Here is a 21,396-nt window from a genome sequence, read left to right on the forward strand (position 1 = left end):
TTGAACTTGCAACCATGTTTGCCCAATGAAATGGCGGCAATTCAGAGGTTTTTAATTCTGTTGGTGGTGCTAAGTGGCCTTTTAAGCGACTCAATATGGGCTTTTGTTGAGTGTTGTCATACAAGTTAAGCGAGATTTTTCGGAATTCTCGCCCGGCGCGGTGCTACGATTCGATAGCCCTGATTTCGGACACGCCCATGCAAGAAGACCTCGAAGCACCTGCCCGCAAGCGCAGCCACAACCTGGCCCATGATCTGGTGGAGAAACTGACCCAGCGCATTCTGCTCGGCCAGATGTTGCCCGGCGACAAGCTGCCGTCGGAAAACACCATCGTTCAGGAGCACGGGGTCAGTCGCACGGTGGTGCGCGAGGCGATCTCGAAGTTGCAGGCCTCGGGGCTGGTGGAAACCCGGCATGGGATTGGCACGTTTGTGATCGAGCGCGCTCCGGAGCAGGGGCTGCGGCTGAATGTCGATACGGCGTTGGGGGTGCGCAGTATTCTGGAGTTGCGCATGGGTCTGGAAACCCAGGCGGCGGCGCTGGCGGCAACTCGCCGCACCGATCTGCAACTGGCGCAGATGCGTGAAGCGCTGGACGACTATCAAAACCTGCTGGCCAACAACGACAGCTGTGTCGAAGCGGACCGGCGTTTTCATCTGCTGATCGCCGAAGCCACCGGCAACGTCTGCTTCACTGAAATCATGCAGCACCTGGGCAGTGCGATGATCCCGCGCACCCGGGTCAATGCCGCCGAGCGTGGTGCGGTGGACTTGAGCAAGCTCGGTCAGTTGGCCAACCTGGAGCACGAGGCGATTCTCAACGCCATCAAACGCCAGGACCCGGATGCGGCGCGGGCGGCGATGTGGCTGCACCTGACCAACAGTCGCGACCGGTTTTCGCCCAGCTGATGGTCAGTGATACCGCGTCATCGTTCATCGCGGGCAAGCCACGCTCCCACACCGATTGTGTGAGCACCGCATTTCCCCTGTGGGAGCGAGCTTGCTCGCGATAGCGCCGGACCTGACAGCGAAAAACCTGAGTCAGACCCTGACAGTTTGAACAACCACAGCCCGCCGCTCCAGATTCAACGCCAGCACACTTGCCAACACCACCAGCCCGCCGACCACGATCATCAATGTCGGCCGCTCACCCAGCGCATAAGACGCAATCACCATCGCCGTCGGCGGCGTCAAATACAGCGTCATCGTCGCCCGGCTCAAATCGACATGCGCCAGCACATAAGCCCAAGCCAGGTACGCCAGGGCACTGGGGAATATCCCCAGGGCAATCACCGCAAACTGCACGCGCAGCGGCGCCTGGGCGACTTGATCCGCCAGACCGGGCAAGTAGACCAGCAACAGCACCGTCCCGGACCACACCGTGTAACACACCAGCGTCAGCCCGTCGTATCGCCCGGTGTGATGCTTTTGCAGGGCAAAGTAGAGACTCCAGGACACCGCCGCCAGCAGGATCAGCAAGCCGTGGGCATCAATGCTGCCCAAGCCATGATCGCCTGCCACCACAATCATCACGCCAAACAACCCGAGCAGCACACAACCCCAGCGCCACAGGCTCACCTGATCCTTGAACACGAAGCGCGCGATCAACGTACTGAACAGCGGGGTGGTCTGGGCCAGGACGCTCGAAGCGCCAGCGCTGACACCCTGCTGTCCGAAGTTGATCGCCACGTGGTGCAGGCTCACGGCAAAGAAGCCCAGGCCGAACATCAGGGGCAGATCTCGCAGGCTCGGCAGGCGAATGCCCTTGAACATCGCGACCACGGCCATGAACACAGAGGCCAGCAGGAAGCGCAGGAGCGCCAGGTGCACCGGGTCATAGGCCTGCAAGCCGATATGGATGCCGGTCGGGGAGTAGCCCCAGCACGCCACGACAAACGCCATGGCCAGAATGATTTTCCAGGGTGAAACGGGGGAGGGTGTGAGCGGCGTCATGGTCGTGCACCTGTGGGTGGATGCACCGAGTATCAGAAAGCGGATCGTTCGCCACAACTGACTTATACTGCGCTAACTGTTCACTGTGGGTGATGTATGGAGCTGGCTCAGATTCGCATGTTCAAGACCGTGGCCGATGTCGGCAGCATCGCCCGCGCGGCCGAGCTGTTGCATTGCGTGCCGTCGAACATCACGGCCCGGATCAAGGCCCTGGAGGCCGAACTGGGTGTCGCGCTGTTTTTGCGTGAGGGTCGAGGGCTGCGCATCAGCCCGTCGGGGCAAACCTTCCTGGCCTACGCCTCGAAAATTCTTGCCCTCACCGCCGAGGCCAAGCGCGCGGTCGATCCTTCGGCCGAACCCTCGGGGCCGTTGCGCATCGGAGCCATCGAGTCGTCGGCCACCGGGCGATTGCCGCGCCTGCTGGCGAAATTCCACAAGCGTTTCCCGCAGGTGGCGCTGGAGTTGACCACCGGCTCCTGGGGGCAGTTGCTCGACGACACACTCAACCACAAGCTCGACGGCGCCATCGTGGCGGTGGATGTCGAGCGTTCGCACCTCAAGCGCACGCCGATGTACCGCGAAGAGCTGCTGCTGATCGCCTCGACCTCCCTGGGGCCGCTGCGGGACATCAGTGATTTGCAGGACCAGACCGTGTTCATGTGGCCCCAGGGCTGTCCGTACCGGGCGGCGCTGGAGCATTGGTTGTTGCGAAAGGGGCAGGCGCTGCCGATTGTCAGCCTGGCCAGTTATGGCGCGATTGTCGGTTGCGTCAGCGCCGGGGCCGGCGTGGCGCTGGTGCCTAAGGGGATCTTTGACCAATACGCCAAAGGTGCAGGGTGCGCAGGGTTTGAGTTTCCTGAGCTGACCGCCGTCGACAACCTGTTTTACTGGCACGAAAACGCCGGGGTGCACCCGGCGCGTGAGGCGTTTGTGAAGATGCTCCGCGAGGAATTTGCGTAATCATTGATCGCTGTAGAAATGGGGTAAGGCAGCGTTTGTGGCGAGGGGGCTTGCCCCCGATCGGCGGCAAAGCCGTCGTAATCCCGACGAAAGTACTTGTACAGAAAAACCGCGTCCTCTGGATTTAGGGCTGCTTCGCACCCCAGCGGGGGCAAGCCCCCTCGCCACAGGTTCACATGGCACTGTTGCTGATGTTCAGCCCCTCACATCCCGCATCAACAACCCAAACTCCAGCTCCACCGCATCCGGTATCGGCAAATACACCGTATGCCCATCCCCCGGCGCAACGTCGATCGCTTCACCCTTGGCGTTCTGCAACTGGTGCAGATCGAAGTGGAAGTTGCCCTTGGGCGTCATCAGCTCCATGTGATCGCCCAGGCCGAAGCGGTTTTTCACCTTGACCTCGGCCAGGCGATCCCGCCGCTGTCCGGTCAGTTCACCGACAAACTGCTGGCGCTCCGACACCGAGCTGCCGTTCTGGTAGTTCTGGTATTCGTCATGCACATGCCGGCGCAGAAAACCTTCGGTGTAGCCACGCTGGGCGAGGGACTCCAGGTCGGTCATCAGGCCGCGGTCGAAGGCCCGGCCCGCCACCGCATCGTCGATGGCCCGGCGATAAACCTGGGTGGTGCGCGCGCAATAAAAGTGGGATTTGGTCCGGCCTTCGATTTTCAGGGAGTGCACGCCCATGTGGGTCAGGCGTTCGACATGCTGCACGGCGCGCAGGTCCTTGGCGTTCATGATGTAAGTGCCGTGTTCGTCTTCGAAGGCGGGCATCTGTTCGCCGGGACGATTGGCTTCCTGCAACAGGAACACCTGCCCGGTGGGCGCGCCGATGCCCAGGGTGGGTTCCGGCTGATACTGCTGCACGATCTCGCCGAGCGGGTTTTCCGTGGCCGGTTGCGCCGAGTATTTCCAGCGGCAGGCGTTGGTGCAGCTGCCCTGATTGGCGTCGCGCCTGTTCATGTAGCCCGACAGCAGGCAACGCCCGGAATAGGCCATGCACAACGCGCCGTGCACGAACACCTCCAGTTCCATGGCCGGCACTTGCTCGCGGATCTCGGCGATTTCTTCCAGGGACAGCTCTCGGGACAGGATGATCCGGCTCAAGCCTTGCTGCTGCCAGAACTCGACACTGGCCCAGTTCACCGTATTGGCCTGCACCGAAAGGTGGATCGGCATCTGCGGGTAGTGTCGGCGCACCAGCATGATCAGGCCGGGGTCGGACATGATCAGCGCATCCGGGGCCATGGCGATCACCGGTTCAAGGTCCTTGAGGAAGGTCTTGAGCTTGGCGTTGTGCGGCGCGATGTTCACCACCACGTAGAAGCGCTTGCCCCGGGCCTGGGCCTCGCGAATGCCGAGGGCCAGGTTGGCGTGGTCGAATTCGTTGTTGCGCACCCGCAGGCTATAGCGCGGCTGGCCGGCGTACACGGCATCGGCGCCGTAGGCGAAGGCGTAACGCATGTTTTTCAAGGTGCCGGCGGGGGCGAGCAGTTCTGGCGCGGTGAGGTTCATGGCGGTGTCGGTCGCAAAAGCCGCACAGGGTAAATGCCCTGTGCCAAGGGTTTATTGACCTGGATCTATGTCTGATCAACAAACCGATGGCACTCGCGCGAGCCGTGGCGGACTAAACATCAAGGCGAAAGTTTTTCGTCCTGACTGGCTGGCACGGATCGGACATGAACGAAACGAACCCACAAGACAAATCGCTGACGGTATTGCTGGTGCTGGTGAGCGCTGCCTTCATCTGGATCCTGCTGCCGTTTTACGGCGCGGCGTTCTGGGCGGTGATCCTGGGCATCCTCTTTGCGCCACTGCAGGGCCGGCTGCAAGTGAAGTTCGGCTGGCAACGCAACCTCACGTCGCTGTGCACATTGAGCATTTGCCTGGTGATTGCGATTCTGCCGGTAATCATCATCAGCGCCTTGCTGGTTCAGGAGGGCGCGTCACTCTACAAAAGCGTCGAGAGCGGCGAACTCGACATTGCCGGGTATGTGTCGCAGTTCAAGCACAGCCTGCCGCCGTATTTCCAGCATCTGCTGGATCGCTTCGGCATGGGCGAGTTGAACGGGCTGCGCGAGAAAATCGTCAAGAGCGCGATGACCGGCGGGCAGGCGCTGGCCTCTAAGGCGTTCAGTTTCGGCCAGGGCACGTTCGAGTTCATCGTCAGCTTTTTCATCATGCTGTACCTGCTGTTTTTCTTCCTGCGTGACGGTGCGGAACTGGCGCGCAAGGTGCGTGCGGCGGTGCCGTTGCAGGAACAGCAGAAACGCCGTTTGCAGCTCAAGTTCAATCGTGTGGTGCGGGCCACGGTGAAAGGCAACCTGCTGGTGGCCGTCACCCAAGGCGCGCTGGGCGGTCTGATTTTCTGGTTTCTGGACGTTCCCAGCGTGTTGCTCTGGGCGGTGTTGATGGCGTTTCTGTCGTTGCTGCCGGCGGTGGGGGCGGGAATAGTCTGGGTGCCGGTGGCGGCGTTTTTCCTGCTCACCGGGGCGATCTGGCAGGGCGTGGTGCTGGTATTGTTCGGGGTCTTGGTGATCGGTCTGGTGGACAACCTGCTCCGGCCATTGCTGGTGGGCAAGGACACCAGGATGCCGGACTACATGATCCTGGTCTCGACCCTCGGCGGCCTGGCGATTTTCGGGCTGAACGGTTTTGTCATCGGCCCGTTGATCGCGGCCCTGTTCATGTCGAGCTGGGACATTTTCATCGAAACCAAACCGCGGGTGCAGCTGCCTTAGGCGCTGAACCTGCCGGACTGGCTGCTGCCGATGCGTTGCGACAGCTCACGGGCGGCGGGCAGCGAAGTGAGCGGGCCGCTGATCTGTACGCCGTCCTGCACCAGGTACCAGCAGGCGAGCATGCCCAACTCTCTGAGCTGTGCGGGGACGGCGCTGCCGATAACGGACATGATCTGAACCTTGGACATGAAAAGTACCTCCATCAATCTGTGGAGTTACTTTAAGGTCCGGGTACCTTGAGGGGTAATCAACGTTTTCGATAGTGGTCATTGATGCCAGAGGGGGTAAACGACCGTTGGTCGGTCAGCTGACCACCTGATCGAGCATATGAACCACTTCCTGCTCGTTGAGCAGGCCCTTGCGCACCAGGCTTTGCGTCAGCAGCGAGAGAAACTTGGCGCTGCGATGACCTTCCAGGTGCTTGAGTTCGGTCAGTGCGTTGTAGACCTTGCTGGAGGTGCACAGACCGACGATGCGGTGCGGGTTTTGCGTTGGCATGTGGTCGTCCTTGTTGTTATGAACCTGTTTTCGACGGACAGCACCGAGCTTGCGGAACTGACATGACAAAAATATGACCGTTTTGTGCCGCAGGGCAGAAATCGGGACGAGTCCATCTTGCCTGTTTCTGCCACGGACACTGTCCCGATAGCGACCTTGGCGAGATTTATCCAGACCTTGATCGACAATTGGATATAAAAAAGCCCCACTGTTTCAGCGGGGCCGGTTGAGTCTGTTACCAGCGACCGTAATGTCGGCCGTAGTAGCCGCGTGGCGGGCCGTAGTAACCACGGGGTGGTCCGTAGTAAACCGGGGCCGGGCGGTAGTAGATCGGTTGTTGCACGTAGACCGGGGCCGGTTGGTAGTAAACCGGAGGCGGTGGTGCGTAATAAACCGGCGCGGGCTGGTAGTAGACCGGTTGCGGCGCGACATAGACCGGGCGGTTGGCGTTGATCAGAGCCGAGCCGACGATGGCAGTACCGACGATCGCTCCAAATACCGCCGCGTCATTACCATGCCCGGCTTGCGCCTGACCTGCGATAGCGAGGGTGCCGATCAGCAAGGCTACTGTGGGGACTTTACGGATCATGATAGTACCTCGGTTCTTCAACCCGGCGCTTGTGTCTGCAATAGACCCAAGGATTGTCGCGGGGATACTTCTAAGACAGCGTTTTTCTGAAAAACAGCACGGCCGCGAGGTAAATTTTGTGTAAGGTCTGTACCGACTTTCTTACCGACCCGTGTAGGCCCGTGCGAACACACCTTCATGATCGATCAGAACCCGATGGAGGGCTAATCCCGTCCATCCGAAAAGTGCATTTGAAGGAGCTTGCCCATGCAGATGAACCCCAACAAAGACACCCAGTTGTGCATGTCCCTTTCAGGACGCCCGGGGAACTTTGGTCTGCGTTTTCACAATCATCTGTATGAACAACTGGGCCTGAATTTTTACTACAAGGCCTTTGCCAGCCAGGACCTGACGGGTGCTGTTGCCGGCATTCGCGCCCTGCGGATTCGTGGTTGTGGCGTGTCGATGCCGTTCAAGGAAGCCTGCATTGCCCTGGTGGATGAACTCGACGCATCTGCCGCCGCCATTCAATCGATCAACACCATCGTCAACACCGACGGGCATCTCAAGGCCTACAACACCGACTACATCGCCGTTGCCCAGTTGCTGGAAAAACACCAGGTGCCCAAGGACTCGACCTTTGCCTTGCGCGGCAGCGGCGGCATGGCCAAGGCCGTGGCGAGTGCCTTGCGCGATGGCGGCTATGAAAACGGCCTGATCGTGGCCCGCAACGAGCGCGCCGGGCAGGCGCTGGCGCAGTCTTTGGGGTATGAGTGGCAGGCCGAGCTGGGGAGGCGTCGCCCGCAGATGCTGGTCAACGTCACCCCGATCGGCATGACGGGAGGACCGGAGGCCGATCAACTGGCCTTTGAGCCTGATGTGATCGAAAAAGCGGAAACTGTCTTCGATGTGGTGGCGATACCCTCGGAAACACCGCTGATCGTGCGTGCCCGTGCCGAAGGCAAGCGGGTCATCACCGGGCTGGAAGTGATCGCGATCCAGGCACTGGAGCAATTTGTGCTCTATACCGGTGTACGGCCGACGGACGAGCAATTCCAGAAGGCCGTGGCGTTTGCCCGCAGCTAGGAGGTGTCCATGCATCCCCCCATTCTCAATCTGGATTCGGTCGAACTTGAGTCGCTACCCGAAGCGTTTGCGCCGACCGGTGAAACCGCCGGTCGCTATCAACAGCGCCAGGCCCGTGTCGGTCAGCAACTGGGGGCGCAAAAGCTGGGGTATCGCCTGTATGTGCTGGAGCCAGGCATGCGCGGCAGTCCGTTTCACAGTCATCGGGTCAATGAGGAAATGTTCTACGTCGTGGCCGGGGAAGGGCAGGTTCGCCTGGGATCCGAACGCTTTCCAATCCGTGCCGGTGATGTGATCGCCTGTCCACCGGGTGGGCCTGAAAAGGCGCACCAGATCATCAATACCAGTAACGGCGAGTTGCGCTACCTGGCCGTCAGCACCCAGCAATCACCGGAAATCTGTGAATACCCGGATTCCGGTAAATACGCCGTGATGGATGACTTCAAGGTGGATGCCGAGGGTAATGCGTCGGGCTTTGTTGCGGTGGCCCGGCAGGCGGACGGGGTGGATTACTGGGACGGCGAGTAACCACAGGCACCGTCAAACCACTGTAGGAGCGAGCCTGCTCACGATGGACGTCAACGATAACGCGTGCTGTCTGAATGAGCGCGTCGTCTGGACGTTTTTCGCGAGCAGGCTCGCTCCTACAGGGGTTGTGTCAATCACACATGTCCGTCGGTCCACGATCCATTGTGGGAGTGTTGTGTCAGGTAAACATCCAGGTTATTCGAGCCGGGCCAGTCTTTCTTCCAGCGCCGCAATTCGCGCTTCCAGTTCTTCGATCCGTTCAACCGAAACCCCGCTGCCGCCACGCTCGGCCGGGTTTTGCCGTGCCGCCATGATCGCTTCGATATCCGCCGGGTCGCCCAGGGCGTGGGTGTAACGGTCTTCGCGCTGGCCGGCCTGACGCGGAATCAGCACGGCCAGACCCCGGGCAATCAGGCGTTCGAGTTGATGCACCACCTGTTCAGTGTCTTCGAATTCATGCATGCGGCCGCTGCGGGTTAGCAGTTCATTGACGGTCTGCGGGCCGCGCAGAAACATCAGCCCGGTCAGGATGACCTGCGCCGGTACAAGTTCCAGGGCCTTGTCGACCTTGTGTTCCCAGCGGTCGGCGCGGCTGCCCATCACCAGTCTGGCGAAGCCGCGTCCTTCGAGGGCGCGCAGGCTCTGACCGACCTGGCCCGGCGTCAGGTTCATCACTGGCTCGCGGCTGGTTTTCTGGTTGCAGGCAATCACCAGGGCATTGAGGGTCAGGGGATAGGTTTCCGGGCTGGTGGCCTGTTTCTCAATCAACGATCCCAGAATGCGGATTTCCGTGCTGCTGAGCCGTGGCTCGTCGAAAGTCGTCTCTTGCTCAGTGCTCATGGTTCTGCATCCTTAGCCGATTCATGTTTTTCACTTGCGTAGGCGCACTTTGACATCGCCCGTTCGGACTAGGCAAGGCTAACGATTCTGCCGCGTCCGGGCGGCGCCAAACTTCATGCTCAAAGGGGTGTTGCGCCACGCGCGCCCCGCCAAACGAGCAGAAGGCGCCGCGATGGAGTTTGCATTCAGCGACGAACAGGAAATGATCCGCGCATCGGCCGAGGGTTTCCTCGCCGATGTCTCGGATTCTGCCGCCGTGCGCGCGGCAATGGTCAGTGAACGGGGTTTCGACGAAGCCCTCTGGCAGCGTCTGTGCCAGGAAATGTACTGGCCGGCCATTCATATCCCCGAAACCTATGGCGGCCTGGGCCTCGGCTTTGTCGAGCTGACGATCCTGCTCGAACAGATGGGCCGGCGTTTGCTGTGCTCGCCATTTTTCGCCACCGCCTGCATGGCCACCCCTGCGCTGTTACTGGCGGCCAATGATCAACAGAAGCAGCGTTGGTTGCCGTCGATTGCCGATGGCAGCGTGACCGCGACCTTGGCGTTCAGCAGTGCCAATGGCTGGTCCGCCGACGATGTCCAGGCAACGGTGGTGGCCGAAGGCGACGGGTACGTCCTCGACGGCACCCTCAAGCATGTGCTCGATGGCCATGGCGCTGACCTGTTGATCATTGCCGCACGGCAACCCGGAACCACTGGCGAAATGGGCATCAGCCTGTTTGCCGTGAACGCCGTATGCGCAGGCATCGAACGGCAAATGCTGCCGACCATGGACCAGACCCGGCGCCAGGCGCGGATCCAGCTCAAGGGCCTGTACCTTGAAGCCGACTGCCTGCTGGGTGAGTTCGGGAACGGCTGGTCGTACCTTGAGCGAGTCCTGCAACTGGCCTGCATCGGCCTGGCCGCCGAGCAGACCGGCGGCGCGCAGCAGGTGCTCGACCTCAGCGTGGCCTACATGCAGGAGCGCCAGCAGTTCGGTCGCCCGATTGCCAGTTTCCAGGCCCTCAAACACCGCGCCGCCGACATGATGCTGCAAGTCGAATGCGCGCGTTCGGCCAGTTATTACGCCGCGTGCGTGGCCCAGGAAGTCCTCGATCCCCAGGGTGATCCGCAGGTCGCGGCCGAACTGCCGTTGGCGGCGGCGCTGGCCAAGGCACAGTGCTCCGAGACCTACTTCTCCTGCGCGTCCGAATCGATCCAGCTACACGGCGGCGTCGGTTTCACCTGGGAATACGACCCGCACCTCTACTTCAAGCGCGCCCGCGCCAGCGAGAGCTTCCTCGGGCTACCGGCCTGGCATCGCGAGCGCATTGCTTCGGTGATTCTGGGAGAGCAGCCATGAAAATCAGTTTCAGCGAGCAGGACGAACGCTTCCGTCGGGAAGTCGCCGACTGGATGAGCGCCAACCTCTGCGGCGAGTTCGAAGCCCTGCGTTTTCGCGGTGGTCCAGGCGATGAGCATATGTTTCCCGAAGAGCGCAAAGCCTGGGAGCGCAAGCTTGCCGAAGGCGGCTGGACCTGCGTCGGCTGGGCGCCGGAGCATGGCGGGCGCGGCCTGTCGATCACCCAGCAGGTGATCTTCAACGAAGAGTACGCCCGCGCCGGCGGCCCCGGCCGCATGGGGCATATCGGCGAAGGGCTGGCCGGGCCGACCATCGCCGCATTCGGCACGGTCGAACAGCAACAGCGTTTTTTGCCGGGGATCGTCAGCGGTACGTCGTTCTGGTGCCAGGGCTATTCAGAGCCGGGCGCCGGTTCCGACCTGGCCAACGTCAAGACCCGCGCAACGCTGGACGAAGCCACCGGCAGTTGGATCATCAATGGCCAGAAAGTCTGGACCTCCCTGGCCCACGAATCGGACTGGTGCTTTGTCATCGCCCGCACCGAACCGGGCAGTGTCGGCCATCGCGGTCTGTCGTTCCTGCTGGTGCCCATGGCCCAGACAGAAATAACCGTGCGACCCATCGAGCAACTCACCGGCACCTCGGAATTCAACGAAGTGTTCTTCGACGATGCCCGCACCGACGCCACCAATATCATTGGCGCGCCGGGCGAAGGCTGGAAGATCGCCATGGCGCTGCTGGGCTTCGAGCGGGGTGTGTCGACCCTCGGCCAGCAGATGCAGTTCCAGAACGAACTCAACGAAATCATCGCCATCGCCAAGTCCAATGGCGCCGACCGCGATCCGATCCTGCGTCAGCGCCTGGCCGAAGCCTGGAGCGGGTTGCGGATCATGCGCTACAACTCGCTGCGCATGCTCTCGGGTAGCCAGGACGGTTCGCTGCGCAAAGAGGCGACCATCTACAAGCTGTTCTGGTCGACCTGGCACGCCAGCCTCGGCAAGTTGGCGATGGACGTCCTCGGCGCCGAGGCGGAATTGCTCGAAGCCGCGCCTTACCGGTTGACACGTTTGCAGTCGCTTTACCTGTTCAGCCGCGCCGACACCCTCTACGGCGGCAGCAACGAAATCCAGCGCAACATCATCGCCGAGCGTGCCTTGGGCATGCCCAAAGAGCCGCGTCCGCGCGCCTGAAAGGAGAGAGTTCATGTCTGTACCTCAATATGTTGAAGGTCGCGGCCTGCTGCGCGGCAAGTCGGTGCTGATCACCGCCGCCGCAGGCGCCGGGATCGGTTTTTCCGCCGCCGTGCGTGCCGCCGAAGAAGGCTGCCGTGCGCTGATGATCAGCGATATCCATGAAGGCCGGTTGGCCGAAGCGGTGCTGAAAATCCGCGAAACCACCGGGCTGCAACACGTGTTCGGCCAGGTCTGCAACGTTGCCGACGAAGCCCAGGTACAGCAGCTGATCGTCTGCGCCGAGCGTGACCTGCAAGGCGTCGATGTGTTGATCAACAACGCCGGGCTTGGCGGCTCGCGGTTGCTGGTGGACATGGCCGATGAAGAGTGGAATCGGGTCATCGACGTGACGCTCACCGGCACCATGCGCATGACCCGCGCCATGCTGCCGAAAATGATGGAGCGCCGTGCCGGAGTGATCGTCAACAACGCCTCGGTGCTGGGCTGGCGCGCGCAGAAAGAACAGGCGCACTACGCCGCCGCCAAGGCTGGCGTGATGGCGCTGACCCGCTGCGCAGCGGTCGAGGCGGCTGACTACGGCATCCGCATCAACGCGGTCAGCCCGAGCATTGCCCTGCATGATTTCCTGCGCAAATCCGCGCCCCAGGCAGTGCTCGATCAACTGGCCGCCAACGAAGCGTTCGGCCGCGCCGCCGAAGTCTGGGAAGTGGCCAACGTGATGATGTTCCTGGCCAGCGACTACAGCTCCTACATGACCGGCGAAGTGTTGTCGGTGTCCAGCCAGAGGGCGTGACCATGCCACGTATTTTCGACACGCCGATGGCTCTGTTCGACGCCGTGGGCGAATCACTCGGCGCCAGCGACTGGCTGTTGCTGGAACAGGACCGCATCGACCGGTTCGCCGACGCCACTGGCGATCATCAGTGGATTCACGTCGATCCGCTCAAGGCCGCCAGCGGCCCGTTTGGCGCCTGCATTGCCCATGGCTACCTGAGCCTGTCGCTGGTCAATCTGTTCCTGCCGCAGATCGTCGAAGTCCGTGGCCTGGCCATGGGCGTCAATTACGGCTGTGAGCGGGTGCGCTTCCCCTCGGTGGTGCGTGTCGGCTCGCGGGTGCGCGGCAGTGCGCAACTGATCGCGGTCGAGGAAGTGAAGGGCGGCGTACAGGCGACCATCCGCGTCAGCGTCGAAATCGACGGCGAGGAGCGCCCCGGCTGTGTGGTCGACACCATCAGCCGTTATTACCCCGCCTAAGCCTGTCAGCAGAAATTTCGAGGAACTGAACATGAAAGAAGCCGTCATCGTTTCGACCGCCCGTACTCCGATCGGCAAAGCCTTTCGCGGTGCCTTCAATGACACCGAAGCCCCGCAACTGGGCGGCCACGTGGTGCGTGAAGCCGTGCGCCGCGCCGGCATCGAGCCCGGTGAAGTGGACGACGTGATCATTGGCGCCGCCGCACAGCAGGGCACCCAGTCCTATAACCTGGGGCGTCTGTGCGCGATTGCCGGCGGCTTGCCGGCATCGGTTGCCGGGATGGCTGTCGAGCGCCAGTGCTCGTCGGGCCTGATGAGTATCGCCATGGCCGCCAAAGGCATCATGTGCGACGAAATCGACATCGCCGTGGCCGGTGGCCTGGAGTCGATTTCCCTGGTGCAGAACAAGCACAAGAACCTGTATCGCAATCAGTCGGGTTCGGTGATCGAGCTGGACCCGCACGCCTATATCCCGATGATCGAAACCGCCGAGATCGTCTCCGCGCGCTACGGCATCTCCCGCGACGAGCAGGACGAATACAGCTACCAGAGCCAGCTGCGTACCGCACAGGCCCAGAGCGCCGGACGCTTCGACCGGGAGCTCGCGCCGCTGATCAGCCGCAAGGCACTGTTCGACAAGGCCACCGGCGAAACCAGTTATGAAACCGTCACCTTGCTGCGCGATGAGTGCAACCGTATCGACACCACTCTCCAGAGCCTGAAGGCGCTGGAGCCAGTGTGGCCGGGCGGTCAGTGGAGCGACAAGGGTCGTTTCATCACCGCCGGCAACGCCTCGCAGTTGTCCGACGGCGCATCGGCTTCGGTACTGATGAGCGCAAAAATGGCCGAGAAACGTGGCCTGGAACCGCTGGGGATCTATCGCGGCATGGCCGTCGCCGGCTGCAATTCCGACGAGATGGGCATCGGCCCGATCTACGCGATTCCGAAACTGCTCAAGCGTCATGGCCTGACCATGGACCACATCGGCCTGTGGGAGTTGAACGAAGCGTTCGCCTGCCAGGTGCTGTATTGCCGTGACACCCTGGGCATTCCGGCCGAGCGCCTGAACGTCAACGGCGGGGCGATCGCCATCGGCCATCCGTTCGGCATGTCCGGGGCGCGGATGGTCGGCCACGCATTGGTCGAAGGCCAGCGTCGCGGCTTGCGTTACGTGGTGGTGAGCATGTGCATCGGTGGCGGCATGGGCGCTGCTGCTCTATTCGAGGTGGTCTGAATGATCAGCGCACAACATATCCAGACGACAATGGCGCGTTACGTGGAGTTGGTGGATGCCGGCGACATCGACGGCATCCTCGCGCTCTATGCCAAAAACGCCATCGTTGAAGACCCGGTCGGCCAGGCGCCGTTGCAGGGCATCGACGCTATCGCGCGCTTTTACCGTGAAGGGCTGGGGGCGATGAAAGTCTCCGCAACCCGGACCGGCCCGGTGCGCGCGACGCTCAACGGTTGCGGCGCGATGCCGTTCCGGGTCGACATGGTGTGGGGCGGGCAACCGTGCTCGCTGCATGTGATCGACGTGATGGAATTCGATACCGACGGCAAAGTCCGCTCGATGAAAGCCTACTGGAGTGAAGTTAACGTAATCGCGCGAGGTGCCGCATGAACCTGGAACAGCGTATCGCCCGCCTGGAAGCGCTGGAGGACATCCGCCAGCTCAAGCATCGCTACCTCAACGCCTGCGATCTCAAGCAGGTCGAGGTGATTGCCGACTGCTTTGCCGAAGGTGAAGTGCTGATCGATTACGGCCCGCTGGGGATCTTTCGTGAGCGCAACAGTTTTGTCGCGCTGTACCGCGAACTGGCCTGCCATGAGCGGGTGATCGACCTGCATCACGGCGCCAACCCGGAAATCGATGTGCTAAGCGAAGATGAAGCCCAGGGCCGTTGGGCCCTGTGGTATTTCAACCTGGATGGTGAGAGCGGGGCGACGCGGCAGTTGGGTGGGTTCTATCAGGACCGTTATCAGCGTATCGCCGGCCAATGGAAGATCGTCGCCACCCGCTTTACCGCTCACTCGGAAGTGGCGCGTTCCTGAAGGTTGCTCACTCCAGAGGTGGCTCCTGTAGGCACGAGCTTGCTCGCGATGACGGCATGTCAGGCAGCATTGATGGTGGATGTGCCGACCTCATCGCGAGCAAGCTCGCTCCCACAGTTTTTGTGGTGACGCCGGCATTGCGAGTACACCTCAATCCCCTGTGGGAGCGAGCTTGAACGCGATGGCGGCATGTCAGGCAACATCAATGTTGAATGTGCCGACCTCATCGCGAGCAAGCTCGCTCCCACAATGTTTGTGGTGACGCCGGCATTGCGAGTACACCTCAATCCCCTGTGGGAGCGGGCTTGCTCGCGAAGGCGGCATGTCAGGCAACATCAATGTTGAATGTGCCGACCTCATCGCGAGCAAGCTCACTCCCACAGTTTTTGTGTTGACGCCGGTATTGCGAGTACACCTTAATCCCCTGTGGGAGCGGGCTTGCCCGCGATAGCGGCATGTCAGGCAGCATTGATGGTGGATGTGCCGACCTCATCGCGAGCAGGCTCGCTCCCACAGTTTTTGTGGTGACACCGGCATTGCGAGCACCCCCCAATCCCCTGTGGGAGCGGGCTTGCTCGCGATGGCGGTGTGTCAGGCAGCATTGATATTGGATGTGCTGACAGCCATATCCGGATTCTGCGTTCGGCCGGTTTCGTAGTAGGCCTTGAGGTTCTCGGCAATCTGCCGAACGACCTTGTTGAAGGCCTTGGCCAGCAACCCTTCAAACAGCTTGCCACCGCGCAGGCTGTAACTCATTTGCAGAGTGATGCGGGTCGCGTTGCCTTCGGCTTGCAAGGCATAACTGAAACTCGCTTCGCGAAACGGAAAGGGCGACTCATTGCCGCCCTTGTGCAACCGCAGCACGAACCCCGTGCCTTCCTGCCACTGCACCACGCTTTCATCCAGATACTGACCGCCCTTGCGCAACACCCGGCGACTGGCGCCGATACCTTCCGTTGCGCCTGGATGAAACTGGCAACCGGTCAGGCCTGGTACATAGTGCGGGGCAAGGCTCAGGTCGCGCAGTTTGGTCCAGGCGGCTTGTCGCGTGAGGTTCAGCACAACGCTGTGGCTGGCTACGGGCATGTCGAAAGTCCTCTTATGGATGGGATTGAGCCGCATCGAGAAATGCCGGGCGTTCGCCCGCGCCATGCACCGCGATGTCCGTGCCGCTGACGTAACGGGCCAATGTCGATGCCAAGTACAGGCAGGTGTCGCCAATGTCCTCCGGGGTCGCCAGGCGTTGCAACGGAATGGTCGCCGCCACCCTGGCAATGCCCGCATCGTCACCATAATGCATGGCCGCCTGCTCGGTGAGAATCAGCCCGGCGGTCACGGCGTTGACCCGCACCTTGGGCGCCCATTCCACCGCCAGCGAGGTCGTCAGGTTGAGCAAGCCGGCTTTGGCCGCGCCATAAGCGGCGGTGCCGGGGGAAGGGCGGGTGGCGCTGACGCTGCAGATGTTGATGATTGCGCCACCGTCGGCCTGGGCCTGCATCACCTGGTTGGCCTGCTGGCACAGGTTCAGTGGCGCAATCAGGTTCAGGCGGATGATTGCCTCGCTGAAGCGTGGCGAAGCTGTGGCGGCGTCGGCATTCGGCGAACCGCCGGCGTTGTTGACCAGCACATCGAGGCGGCCGAAGCGCTCGACGATCTGCGTAATCAAGCGCCCGGACTGCTCGACATCCCGCAGGTCGCAGGCCACGAACAGCGCCTCGCGCCCGGCGCTGGACGGCAAGGTTTGTGGTGCTTCGCGACCGCAAATCACCACCTCGGCGCCACAGTCCAGAAAGCGCTGGCTGATGCCGCGACCCACACCTTTGCCACCTCCGGTGACCAGTACCACTTTGCCGCGAAAGTCCATTGGATCAAGCATGGGGGTGTCTCGTTCTGTCGCTCGGGAATGTAACCGATGCTAGGTCTGCAACCCCGGCAGGCCAACGTCCAAAGGGACTAGAGATTGTCTGTAGGAGCGAGCCTGCTCGCGATGGACCTGAGAACACCGCGGGGTGTCAGGTATCCAGCGTCATCGTTGACGACCATCGCGAGCAGGCTCGCTCCTACAGGTAGTAGGTAGTCCTGTCGGACGATGTTGATGGCCCGACCCGTCGGAATAATCCGGCTACAACAACAGGCCGGGAGGACACCTTATGGGCGCTTCAGCGCAAGGGCACTTCGTTACGCTGCCGGATGGTTTGCAGCTGCACTACAAAGACACCGGTAACGGCGAACCGGTGATTTTCATCCATGGCAGCGGACCGGGTGCCAGCGGTCACAGCAACTTCAAGCAGAACTACCCGGTGTTCGCCGAAGCCGGTTACCGGGTGATCGTCCCGGATTTGCCCGGCTACGGCGCTTCAGACAAGCCGGACACCCTCTACACCCTGGATTTTTTTGTCGCCGCCCTCAGCGGTTTGCTCGATGCCCTCGACATCCAGCGTTGCGTGCTGGTCGGCAACTCCCTGGGCGGCGCGATCGCGATCAAACTGGCCCTCGACCAACCGCAGCGTATCAGCCGTCTGGTGCTGATGGCGCCCGGTGGCCTGATGGAAAAAGAACAGTATTACCTGCAGATGGAAGGCATCCAGAAAATGGGCGCGGCTTTCGCCAAGGGTGAGCTGAACGATGCGGCGGGCATGCGTCGCCTGCTGGCCCTGCAACTGTTCGACGAAACCCTGATCAGCGACGAAACGGTGAACGAGCGCGTCGCCGTGGTTAAGCAGCAACCGGTGTGCGTGCTGTCGACCATGCAGGTGCCGAACATGACGTCGCGCCTGGGTGAATTGCAGTGCCCGATCCTCGGTTTCTGGGGCATGAACGACAAGTTCTGCCCGTCCTCCGGTGCCCAGACCATGCTTGAACACTGCACCCAAATACGTTTCGTGATGCTCAGCGAGTGCGGGCATTGGGTCCAGGTCGAGCACCGTGACTTTTTCAACCGCCAGTGCCTGGCGTTTTTTCAGGAGGCCCGTGGATGAGCGTGCAATTGCGCCGTGAGTTCGGCGAAGAGCTTTATCAGGCGCTGCTCAGCGGCTCCACCCTGGCGCCGCTGACCGAGCGCTGGCCGTCGATCAGCATCGAAGACGCCTATCACATTTCCCTGTACGCCATTGAGCGTCGGGTGGCAGCCGGTGACCAGATCGTCGGCAAGAAAATCGGCGTGACCTCGGCGGCGGTGCAGCAAATGCTTAACGTGCATCAGCCGGATTTCGGCTTCATCACGCGGCAGATGTCGTTCGATGACGATGCGCAAATTTCCCTGTCCGCCAACAAACTGATCCAGCCCCGTGCCGAGGGCGAGATCGCCTTCAAGCTCAAGCATGACCTGGTCGGCCCCGGCATCACCGAAGCCGACGTGCTGGCCGCCACCGAATACGTGATGCCGTGTTTCGAGATCGTCGACTCACGGATTCACGACTGGCGCATCCGCATCCAGGACACAGTCGCAGACAACGCTTCTTGCGGAGTGTTTGTGTTGGGCGACAGCAAGGTGGATCCGCGCGAACTGGACCTGCCGAATTTGCGCATGCGTGTGTTCAAAAACGCAGAGCCCCTGAGTGAAGGCCTGGGTTCGGCGGTGCAGGGCAACCCGTTGACGGCGGTGGCCTGGCTGGCCAATACCCTGGGCGCCTTCGGCATTCCGTTCAAGGCCGGGGAAATCATCCTGTCCGGCTCGCTGGTACCGCTGGAACCGGCCCGTGCCGGCGACCGTTTTGAACTGACCATTGATGGCCTGGGCAGTGCCCGGGTGTCTTTCTGCGCCTGACTTTTGGAGTTTGACCCCATGAGCAAAAAACTCAGAGCGGCCATTATCGGCCCGGGCAACATCGGCACCGATCTGCTGATGAAAATGTGCCGATCGCAATGGATCGAGCCGGTGTGGATGGTTGGTGTCGACCCTGAATCCGAAGGCCTGAAACGTGCCCGGGAAATGGGCATCAAAACCACCGCCGGCGGTGTCGATGGCTTGCTGCCTCACGTCCTCGACGATGACATTCGCATTGCCTTCGATGCCACCTCGGCTTACGTACACGCGGAAAACAGCCGCAAGCTCAACGAGCTCGGGGTGATCATGATCGACCTCACGCCGGCGGCCATCGGTCCGTACTGCGTGCCGCCGGTCAACCTCAAAGAGCACGCGTCGAGCCTGGCGATGAACGTCAACATGGTCACCTGCGGTGGCCAGGCGACCATCCCGATGGTGGCGGCGGTGTCGCGGGTGCAGCCGGTGAGCTACGGCGAAATCGTCGCGACGGTGTCCTCCGGTTCGGTGGGCCCGGGCACGCGGCAGAACATCGACGAGTTCACCCGCACCACCGCCGGTGCGGTGGAGAAGATCGGCGGCGCCCGACGCGGCAAGGCAATCATCGTGATCAATCCGGCCGAGCCGCCGCTGATGATGCGCGACACCATCCACTGCCTGACCGATGACGAGCCGAACCAGGATGCAATCCGCACCTCGGTGCTGGAGATGGTCCGTGAAGTGCAGCGCTATGTGCCCGGCTACAAGCTGATCAACGGGCCGGTGTTCGACGGGCGCAAGGTGTCGATTTTCATCGAGGTCGAAGGCCTCGGCGATTTTCTGCCCAAGTCCGCCGGCAACCTCGACATCATGACCGCCGCCGGTTTGCGCACGGCCGAGATGTTCGCCGAAGAAGCCCACAAGGGCACCCTGCAATTGCCTGCCCGTTGAGTGGAGAATCGCTATGAATTTGCAAGGTAAGAGCGTCCGTCTGCATGACATGAGCCTGCGCGACGGCATGCACGCCAAACAGCACCAGATCAGTATCGAACAAATGGTCTCGGTGGCCACCGGTCTCGATGCGGCCGGTGTGCCGCTGATCGAAATCACCCACGGCGATGGTCTGGGCGGTGCTTCGCTGAACTACGGTTTCCCGGCCCACAGCGACGAGGAATACTTCTCTGCGGTGATTCCGAAGATGAAACAGGCCAAGGTTTCGGCCCTGTTGTTGCCGGGGATCGGTACCCTCGACCACCTGAAGATGGCCCACGAACACGGCGTGTCGACCATTCGTGTGGCGACCCACTGCACCGAGGCGGACGTGTCCGGCCAGCACATCGGCATGTCGGCGAAGATGGGCCTGGACACCGTTGGCTTCCTGATGATGGCGCACATGGTCAGCCCGGAAAAACTGCTGGAGCAGGCGCGGTTGATGGAAAGCTACGGCGCCAATTGCATCTATTGCACTGACTCGGCCGGCTACATGCTGCCCGATGAAGTGACGCAAAAGATCGGGGCCCTGCGTGCGGGACTGAACGCCGGGACCGAAGTCGGTTTCCACGGCCACCACAACATGGGCATGGCCATCGCCAACTCCCTGGCTGCCATCGAGGCCGGTGCTGCACGGATCGACGGTTCGGTCGCGGGTCTTGGCGCGGGAGCGGGCAATACGCCGCTGGAAGTGTTCGTCGCGGTGCTGGAGCGCATGGGCGTCAACAGCGGCGTCGACCTGTACAAGATCATGGACGTGGCCGAAGACCTGGTGGTGCCGATGATGGACCAGCCGATCCGCCTCGACCGGGACGCACTGACACTCGGTTACGCCGGGGTCTACAGTTCGTTCCTGTTGTTCGCCAAGCGTGCCGAGCAGAAGTACGGCATCGCTGCTCGCGAACTGCTGGTGGAGCTGGGCCGACGCGGAACCGTGGGAGGTCAGGAAGACATGATCGAAGACCTGGCGCTGACCCTGTCGCGGGCCAGGGGTGTACTGCCGACCTGATTAATGCGGCAACGAAAAAACCACCGATCCGGTGGTTTTTTTATGGCCGGTGGAAACCGTGCTCAAGGCAGCAGATTGCGCACCACAGGCGGGTAGCAGTTGATGGCCGAGCTCGAACAGCTGAAGTAAGCCGTGGTCGGTCGGTAGGCTTCGTTCTTGAACAGCTGGCACAGACTGGTGGAAGCACCCGCACAGAGGATGATGAACAGAGCACAAGTCGTTTTGCGCATGATGAGTCTCGACACGGTTTTATTGTTGTAGAGACAGGTTATGGCTGCAGCGCGCGAGTCGCCTCGTCCGAATGGACTAGCCAACCAATTTGAAGCTGCCCCTTCCCTTGTGGGTGTTTGATCCCCTGTGGGAGCGAGCTTGCTCGCGATGGCGGCCTATCAGGCGACATGGGTGTTGGATGTGCCGGCCTCATCGCGAGCAAGCTCGCTCCCACAGGTTTATTGGGCGTTCCCGGGATCTGTGCCTGGCCGTGATCCCCTGTGGGAGCGAGCTTGCTCGCGATGGTGGTGTGTCAGGCGACACGGGTGTTGGATGTGCCGGCCTCATCGCGAGCAAGCTGAACTGGTCAAGTAATCCCGGACACCGGTTACGGTGTTTATGCCGCTTTTTGCTCCATGGCT

At 61.5% G+C, this 21,396-nt stretch carries 25 protein-coding genes; 16 read left to right on the forward strand and 9 right to left on the reverse strand.

Annotated elements, in window-relative coordinates:
* Nucleotides 1-197: 197 nt before the first annotated feature.
* Nucleotides 198-908: a FadR/GntR family transcriptional regulator gene (locus tag AC1RS8_RS23260; protein ID WP_090456787.1), complete on the forward strand. Its 711-nt coding sequence runs from the start codon at nucleotides 198-200 to the stop codon at nucleotides 906-908.
* 132 nt (nucleotides 909-1,040) lie between these two features.
* Here AC1RS8_RS23260 and AC1RS8_RS23265 read toward each other — a convergent pair whose 3' ends face one another.
* Nucleotides 1,041-1,952, reverse strand: coding sequence for a DMT family transporter (locus AC1RS8_RS23265; protein ID WP_057714030.1), 912 nt, complete (start codon nucleotides 1,950-1,952; stop codon nucleotides 1,041-1,043).
* A 96-nt stretch (nucleotides 1,953-2,048) separates the two neighbouring features.
* Here AC1RS8_RS23265 and AC1RS8_RS23270 point away from each other — a divergent pair, with 96 nt between their 5' ends.
* Nucleotides 2,049-2,912, forward strand: coding sequence for a LysR family transcriptional regulator (locus tag AC1RS8_RS23270; protein WP_489338928.1), 864 nt, complete (start codon nucleotides 2,049-2,051; stop codon nucleotides 2,910-2,912).
* Nucleotides 2,913-3,107: 195 nt separating this feature from the next.
* Here the strand turns inward: AC1RS8_RS23270 and trhP are convergent, their stop codons facing one another.
* Nucleotides 3,108-4,430, reverse strand: a complete 1,323-nt coding sequence (trhP, locus tag AC1RS8_RS23275; RefSeq protein ID WP_489338927.1) for a prephenate-dependent tRNA uridine(34) hydroxylase TrhP — start codon at nucleotides 4,428-4,430, stop codon at nucleotides 3,108-3,110.
* 164 nt (nucleotides 4,431-4,594) lie between these two features.
* On the opposite strand from trhP, the gene AC1RS8_RS23280 reads away from it, so the two are divergent.
* On the forward strand, nucleotides 4,595-5,656 hold the full coding sequence (locus AC1RS8_RS23280; protein WP_489338926.1) for an AI-2E family transporter: 1,062 nt from the start codon (nucleotides 4,595-4,597) through the stop codon (nucleotides 5,654-5,656).
* Here the strand turns inward: AC1RS8_RS23280 and AC1RS8_RS23285 are convergent.
* The 3 genes from AC1RS8_RS23285 to AC1RS8_RS23295 all read right to left on the reverse strand — a co-directional run bounded on the left by AC1RS8_RS23285 (nucleotide 5,653) and on the right by AC1RS8_RS23295 (nucleotide 6,743).
* Nucleotides 5,653-5,844, reverse strand: a complete 192-nt coding sequence (locus AC1RS8_RS23285) for a hypothetical protein (protein WP_489338925.1) — start codon at nucleotides 5,842-5,844, stop codon at nucleotides 5,653-5,655. The two genes, AC1RS8_RS23280 and AC1RS8_RS23285, sit on opposite strands and share 4 nt — an antisense overlap.
* A 115-nt stretch (nucleotides 5,845-5,959) precedes the next feature.
* Complete coding sequence (locus AC1RS8_RS23290) at nucleotides 5,960-6,154, reverse strand: hypothetical protein (RefSeq protein ID WP_008052996.1); 195 nt, start codon at nucleotides 6,152-6,154, stop codon at nucleotides 5,960-5,962.
* A 235-nt stretch (nucleotides 6,155-6,389) separates the two neighbouring features.
* The gene (locus tag AC1RS8_RS23295) at nucleotides 6,390-6,743 is read right to left on the reverse strand and encodes a hypothetical protein (RefSeq protein ID WP_057714035.1); all 354 of its coding nucleotides are present in this window, start codon (nucleotides 6,741-6,743) and stop codon (nucleotides 6,390-6,392) included.
* A 246-nt stretch (nucleotides 6,744-6,989) separates the two neighbouring features.
* On the opposite strand from AC1RS8_RS23295, the gene AC1RS8_RS23300 reads away from it, so the two are divergent.
* Nucleotides 6,990-7,808 (forward strand): shikimate 5-dehydrogenase, encoded by an 819-nt coding sequence (locus tag AC1RS8_RS23300; protein ID WP_223503423.1) that lies wholly within the window; start codon nucleotides 6,990-6,992, stop codon nucleotides 7,806-7,808.
* Nucleotides 7,809-7,817: 9 nt separating this feature from the next.
* A complete protein-coding gene (locus AC1RS8_RS23305; RefSeq protein WP_489338924.1) occupies nucleotides 7,818-8,336 on the forward strand; it encodes a cupin domain-containing protein in 519 nt (172 codons plus the stop codon).
* A 195-nt stretch (nucleotides 8,337-8,531) separates the two neighbouring features.
* Here the strand turns inward: AC1RS8_RS23305 and AC1RS8_RS23310 are convergent, their stop codons facing one another.
* Complete coding sequence (locus AC1RS8_RS23310) at nucleotides 8,532-9,176, reverse strand: YceH family protein (protein WP_057714038.1); 645 nt, start codon at nucleotides 9,174-9,176, stop codon at nucleotides 8,532-8,534.
* A 172-nt stretch (nucleotides 9,177-9,348) separates the two neighbouring features.
* Between AC1RS8_RS23310 and AC1RS8_RS23315 the strand changes: the two genes are divergently transcribed.
* The 7 genes from AC1RS8_RS23315 to AC1RS8_RS23345 are packed head-to-tail and all read left to right on the forward strand — an operon-like array spanning nucleotide 9,349 to nucleotide 15,023.
* Nucleotides 9,349-10,521: an acyl-CoA dehydrogenase family protein gene (locus AC1RS8_RS23315; RefSeq protein WP_489338922.1), complete on the forward strand. Its 1,173-nt coding sequence runs from the start codon at nucleotides 9,349-9,351 to the stop codon at nucleotides 10,519-10,521.
* Nucleotides 10,518-11,711 (forward strand): acyl-CoA dehydrogenase family protein, encoded by a 1,194-nt coding sequence (locus AC1RS8_RS23320; protein WP_489338921.1) that lies wholly within the window; start codon nucleotides 10,518-10,520, stop codon nucleotides 11,709-11,711. The genes AC1RS8_RS23315 and AC1RS8_RS23320 overlap by 4 nt, the downstream gene beginning before the upstream one ends.
* Nucleotides 11,712-11,724: 13 nt before the next feature.
* Nucleotides 11,725-12,507: an SDR family oxidoreductase gene (locus tag AC1RS8_RS23325; RefSeq protein WP_489338920.1), complete on the forward strand. Its 783-nt coding sequence runs from the start codon at nucleotides 11,725-11,727 to the stop codon at nucleotides 12,505-12,507.
* Nucleotides 12,508-12,509: 2 nt separating this feature from the next.
* Entirely contained in the window at nucleotides 12,510-12,968 is a 459-nt protein-coding gene (locus tag AC1RS8_RS23330; protein ID WP_154861410.1) for a MaoC family dehydratase, read from the forward strand.
* A gap of 31 nt (nucleotides 12,969-12,999) precedes the next feature.
* Nucleotides 13,000-14,202 carry an acetyl-CoA C-acyltransferase gene (locus tag AC1RS8_RS23335; protein ID WP_489338919.1) on the forward strand — a complete coding sequence of 401 codons (1,203 nt, stop codon included), beginning with the start codon at nucleotides 13,000-13,002 and terminating at the stop codon, nucleotides 14,200-14,202.
* Nucleotides 14,203-14,592 carry a nuclear transport factor 2 family protein gene (locus AC1RS8_RS23340; protein WP_489338918.1) on the forward strand — a complete coding sequence of 130 codons (390 nt, stop codon included), beginning with the start codon at nucleotides 14,203-14,205 and terminating at the stop codon, nucleotides 14,590-14,592.
* A complete protein-coding gene (locus AC1RS8_RS23345; RefSeq protein ID WP_223503410.1) occupies nucleotides 14,589-15,023 on the forward strand; it encodes a nuclear transport factor 2 family protein in 435 nt (144 codons plus the stop codon). The genes AC1RS8_RS23340 and AC1RS8_RS23345 overlap by 4 nt, the downstream gene beginning before the upstream one ends.
* A gap of 591 nt (nucleotides 15,024-15,614) precedes the next feature.
* On the opposite strand, the gene AC1RS8_RS23350 is transcribed toward AC1RS8_RS23345, so the two are convergent.
* Nucleotides 15,615-16,109 (reverse strand): SRPBCC family protein, encoded by a 495-nt coding sequence (locus AC1RS8_RS23350; protein WP_489338917.1) that lies wholly within the window; start codon nucleotides 16,107-16,109, stop codon nucleotides 15,615-15,617.
* A 13-nt stretch (nucleotides 16,110-16,122) separates the two neighbouring features.
* Entirely contained in the window at nucleotides 16,123-16,899 is a 777-nt protein-coding gene (locus AC1RS8_RS23355) for an SDR family oxidoreductase (RefSeq protein WP_489338916.1), read from the reverse strand.
* A gap of 274 nt (nucleotides 16,900-17,173) precedes the next feature.
* Between AC1RS8_RS23355 and AC1RS8_RS23360 the strand changes: the two genes are divergently transcribed.
* The 4 genes from AC1RS8_RS23360 to dmpG are packed head-to-tail and all read left to right on the forward strand — an operon-like array spanning nucleotide 17,174 to nucleotide 20,764.
* Nucleotides 17,174-18,001, forward strand: coding sequence for an alpha/beta fold hydrolase (locus tag AC1RS8_RS23360; RefSeq protein WP_407515705.1), 828 nt, complete (start codon nucleotides 17,174-17,176; stop codon nucleotides 17,999-18,001).
* The gene (locus AC1RS8_RS23365) at nucleotides 17,998-18,789 is read left to right on the forward strand and encodes a fumarylacetoacetate hydrolase family protein (RefSeq protein WP_057714049.1); all 792 of its coding nucleotides are present in this window, start codon (nucleotides 17,998-18,000) and stop codon (nucleotides 18,787-18,789) included. Before AC1RS8_RS23360 ends, AC1RS8_RS23365 begins: the two co-directional genes overlap by 4 nt.
* 18 nt (nucleotides 18,790-18,807) lie before the next feature.
* Complete coding sequence (locus tag AC1RS8_RS23370) at nucleotides 18,808-19,716, forward strand: acetaldehyde dehydrogenase (acetylating) (RefSeq protein ID WP_090456759.1); 909 nt, start codon at nucleotides 18,808-18,810, stop codon at nucleotides 19,714-19,716.
* A 13-nt stretch (nucleotides 19,717-19,729) separates the two neighbouring features.
* Nucleotides 19,730-20,764 (forward strand): 4-hydroxy-2-oxovalerate aldolase, encoded by a 1,035-nt coding sequence (dmpG, locus tag AC1RS8_RS23375; protein WP_057714051.1) that lies wholly within the window; start codon nucleotides 19,730-19,732, stop codon nucleotides 20,762-20,764.
* 62 nt (nucleotides 20,765-20,826) lie between these two features.
* Here the strand turns inward: dmpG and AC1RS8_RS23380 are convergent, their stop codons facing one another.
* Entirely contained in the window at nucleotides 20,827-20,994 is a 168-nt protein-coding gene (locus tag AC1RS8_RS23380; RefSeq protein WP_167362873.1) for a hypothetical protein, read from the reverse strand.
* Nucleotides 20,995-21,396 lie beyond the last annotated feature (402 nt).

It is taken from the genome of Pseudomonas sp. GW821-FHT12A04 (assembly GCF_058807755.1).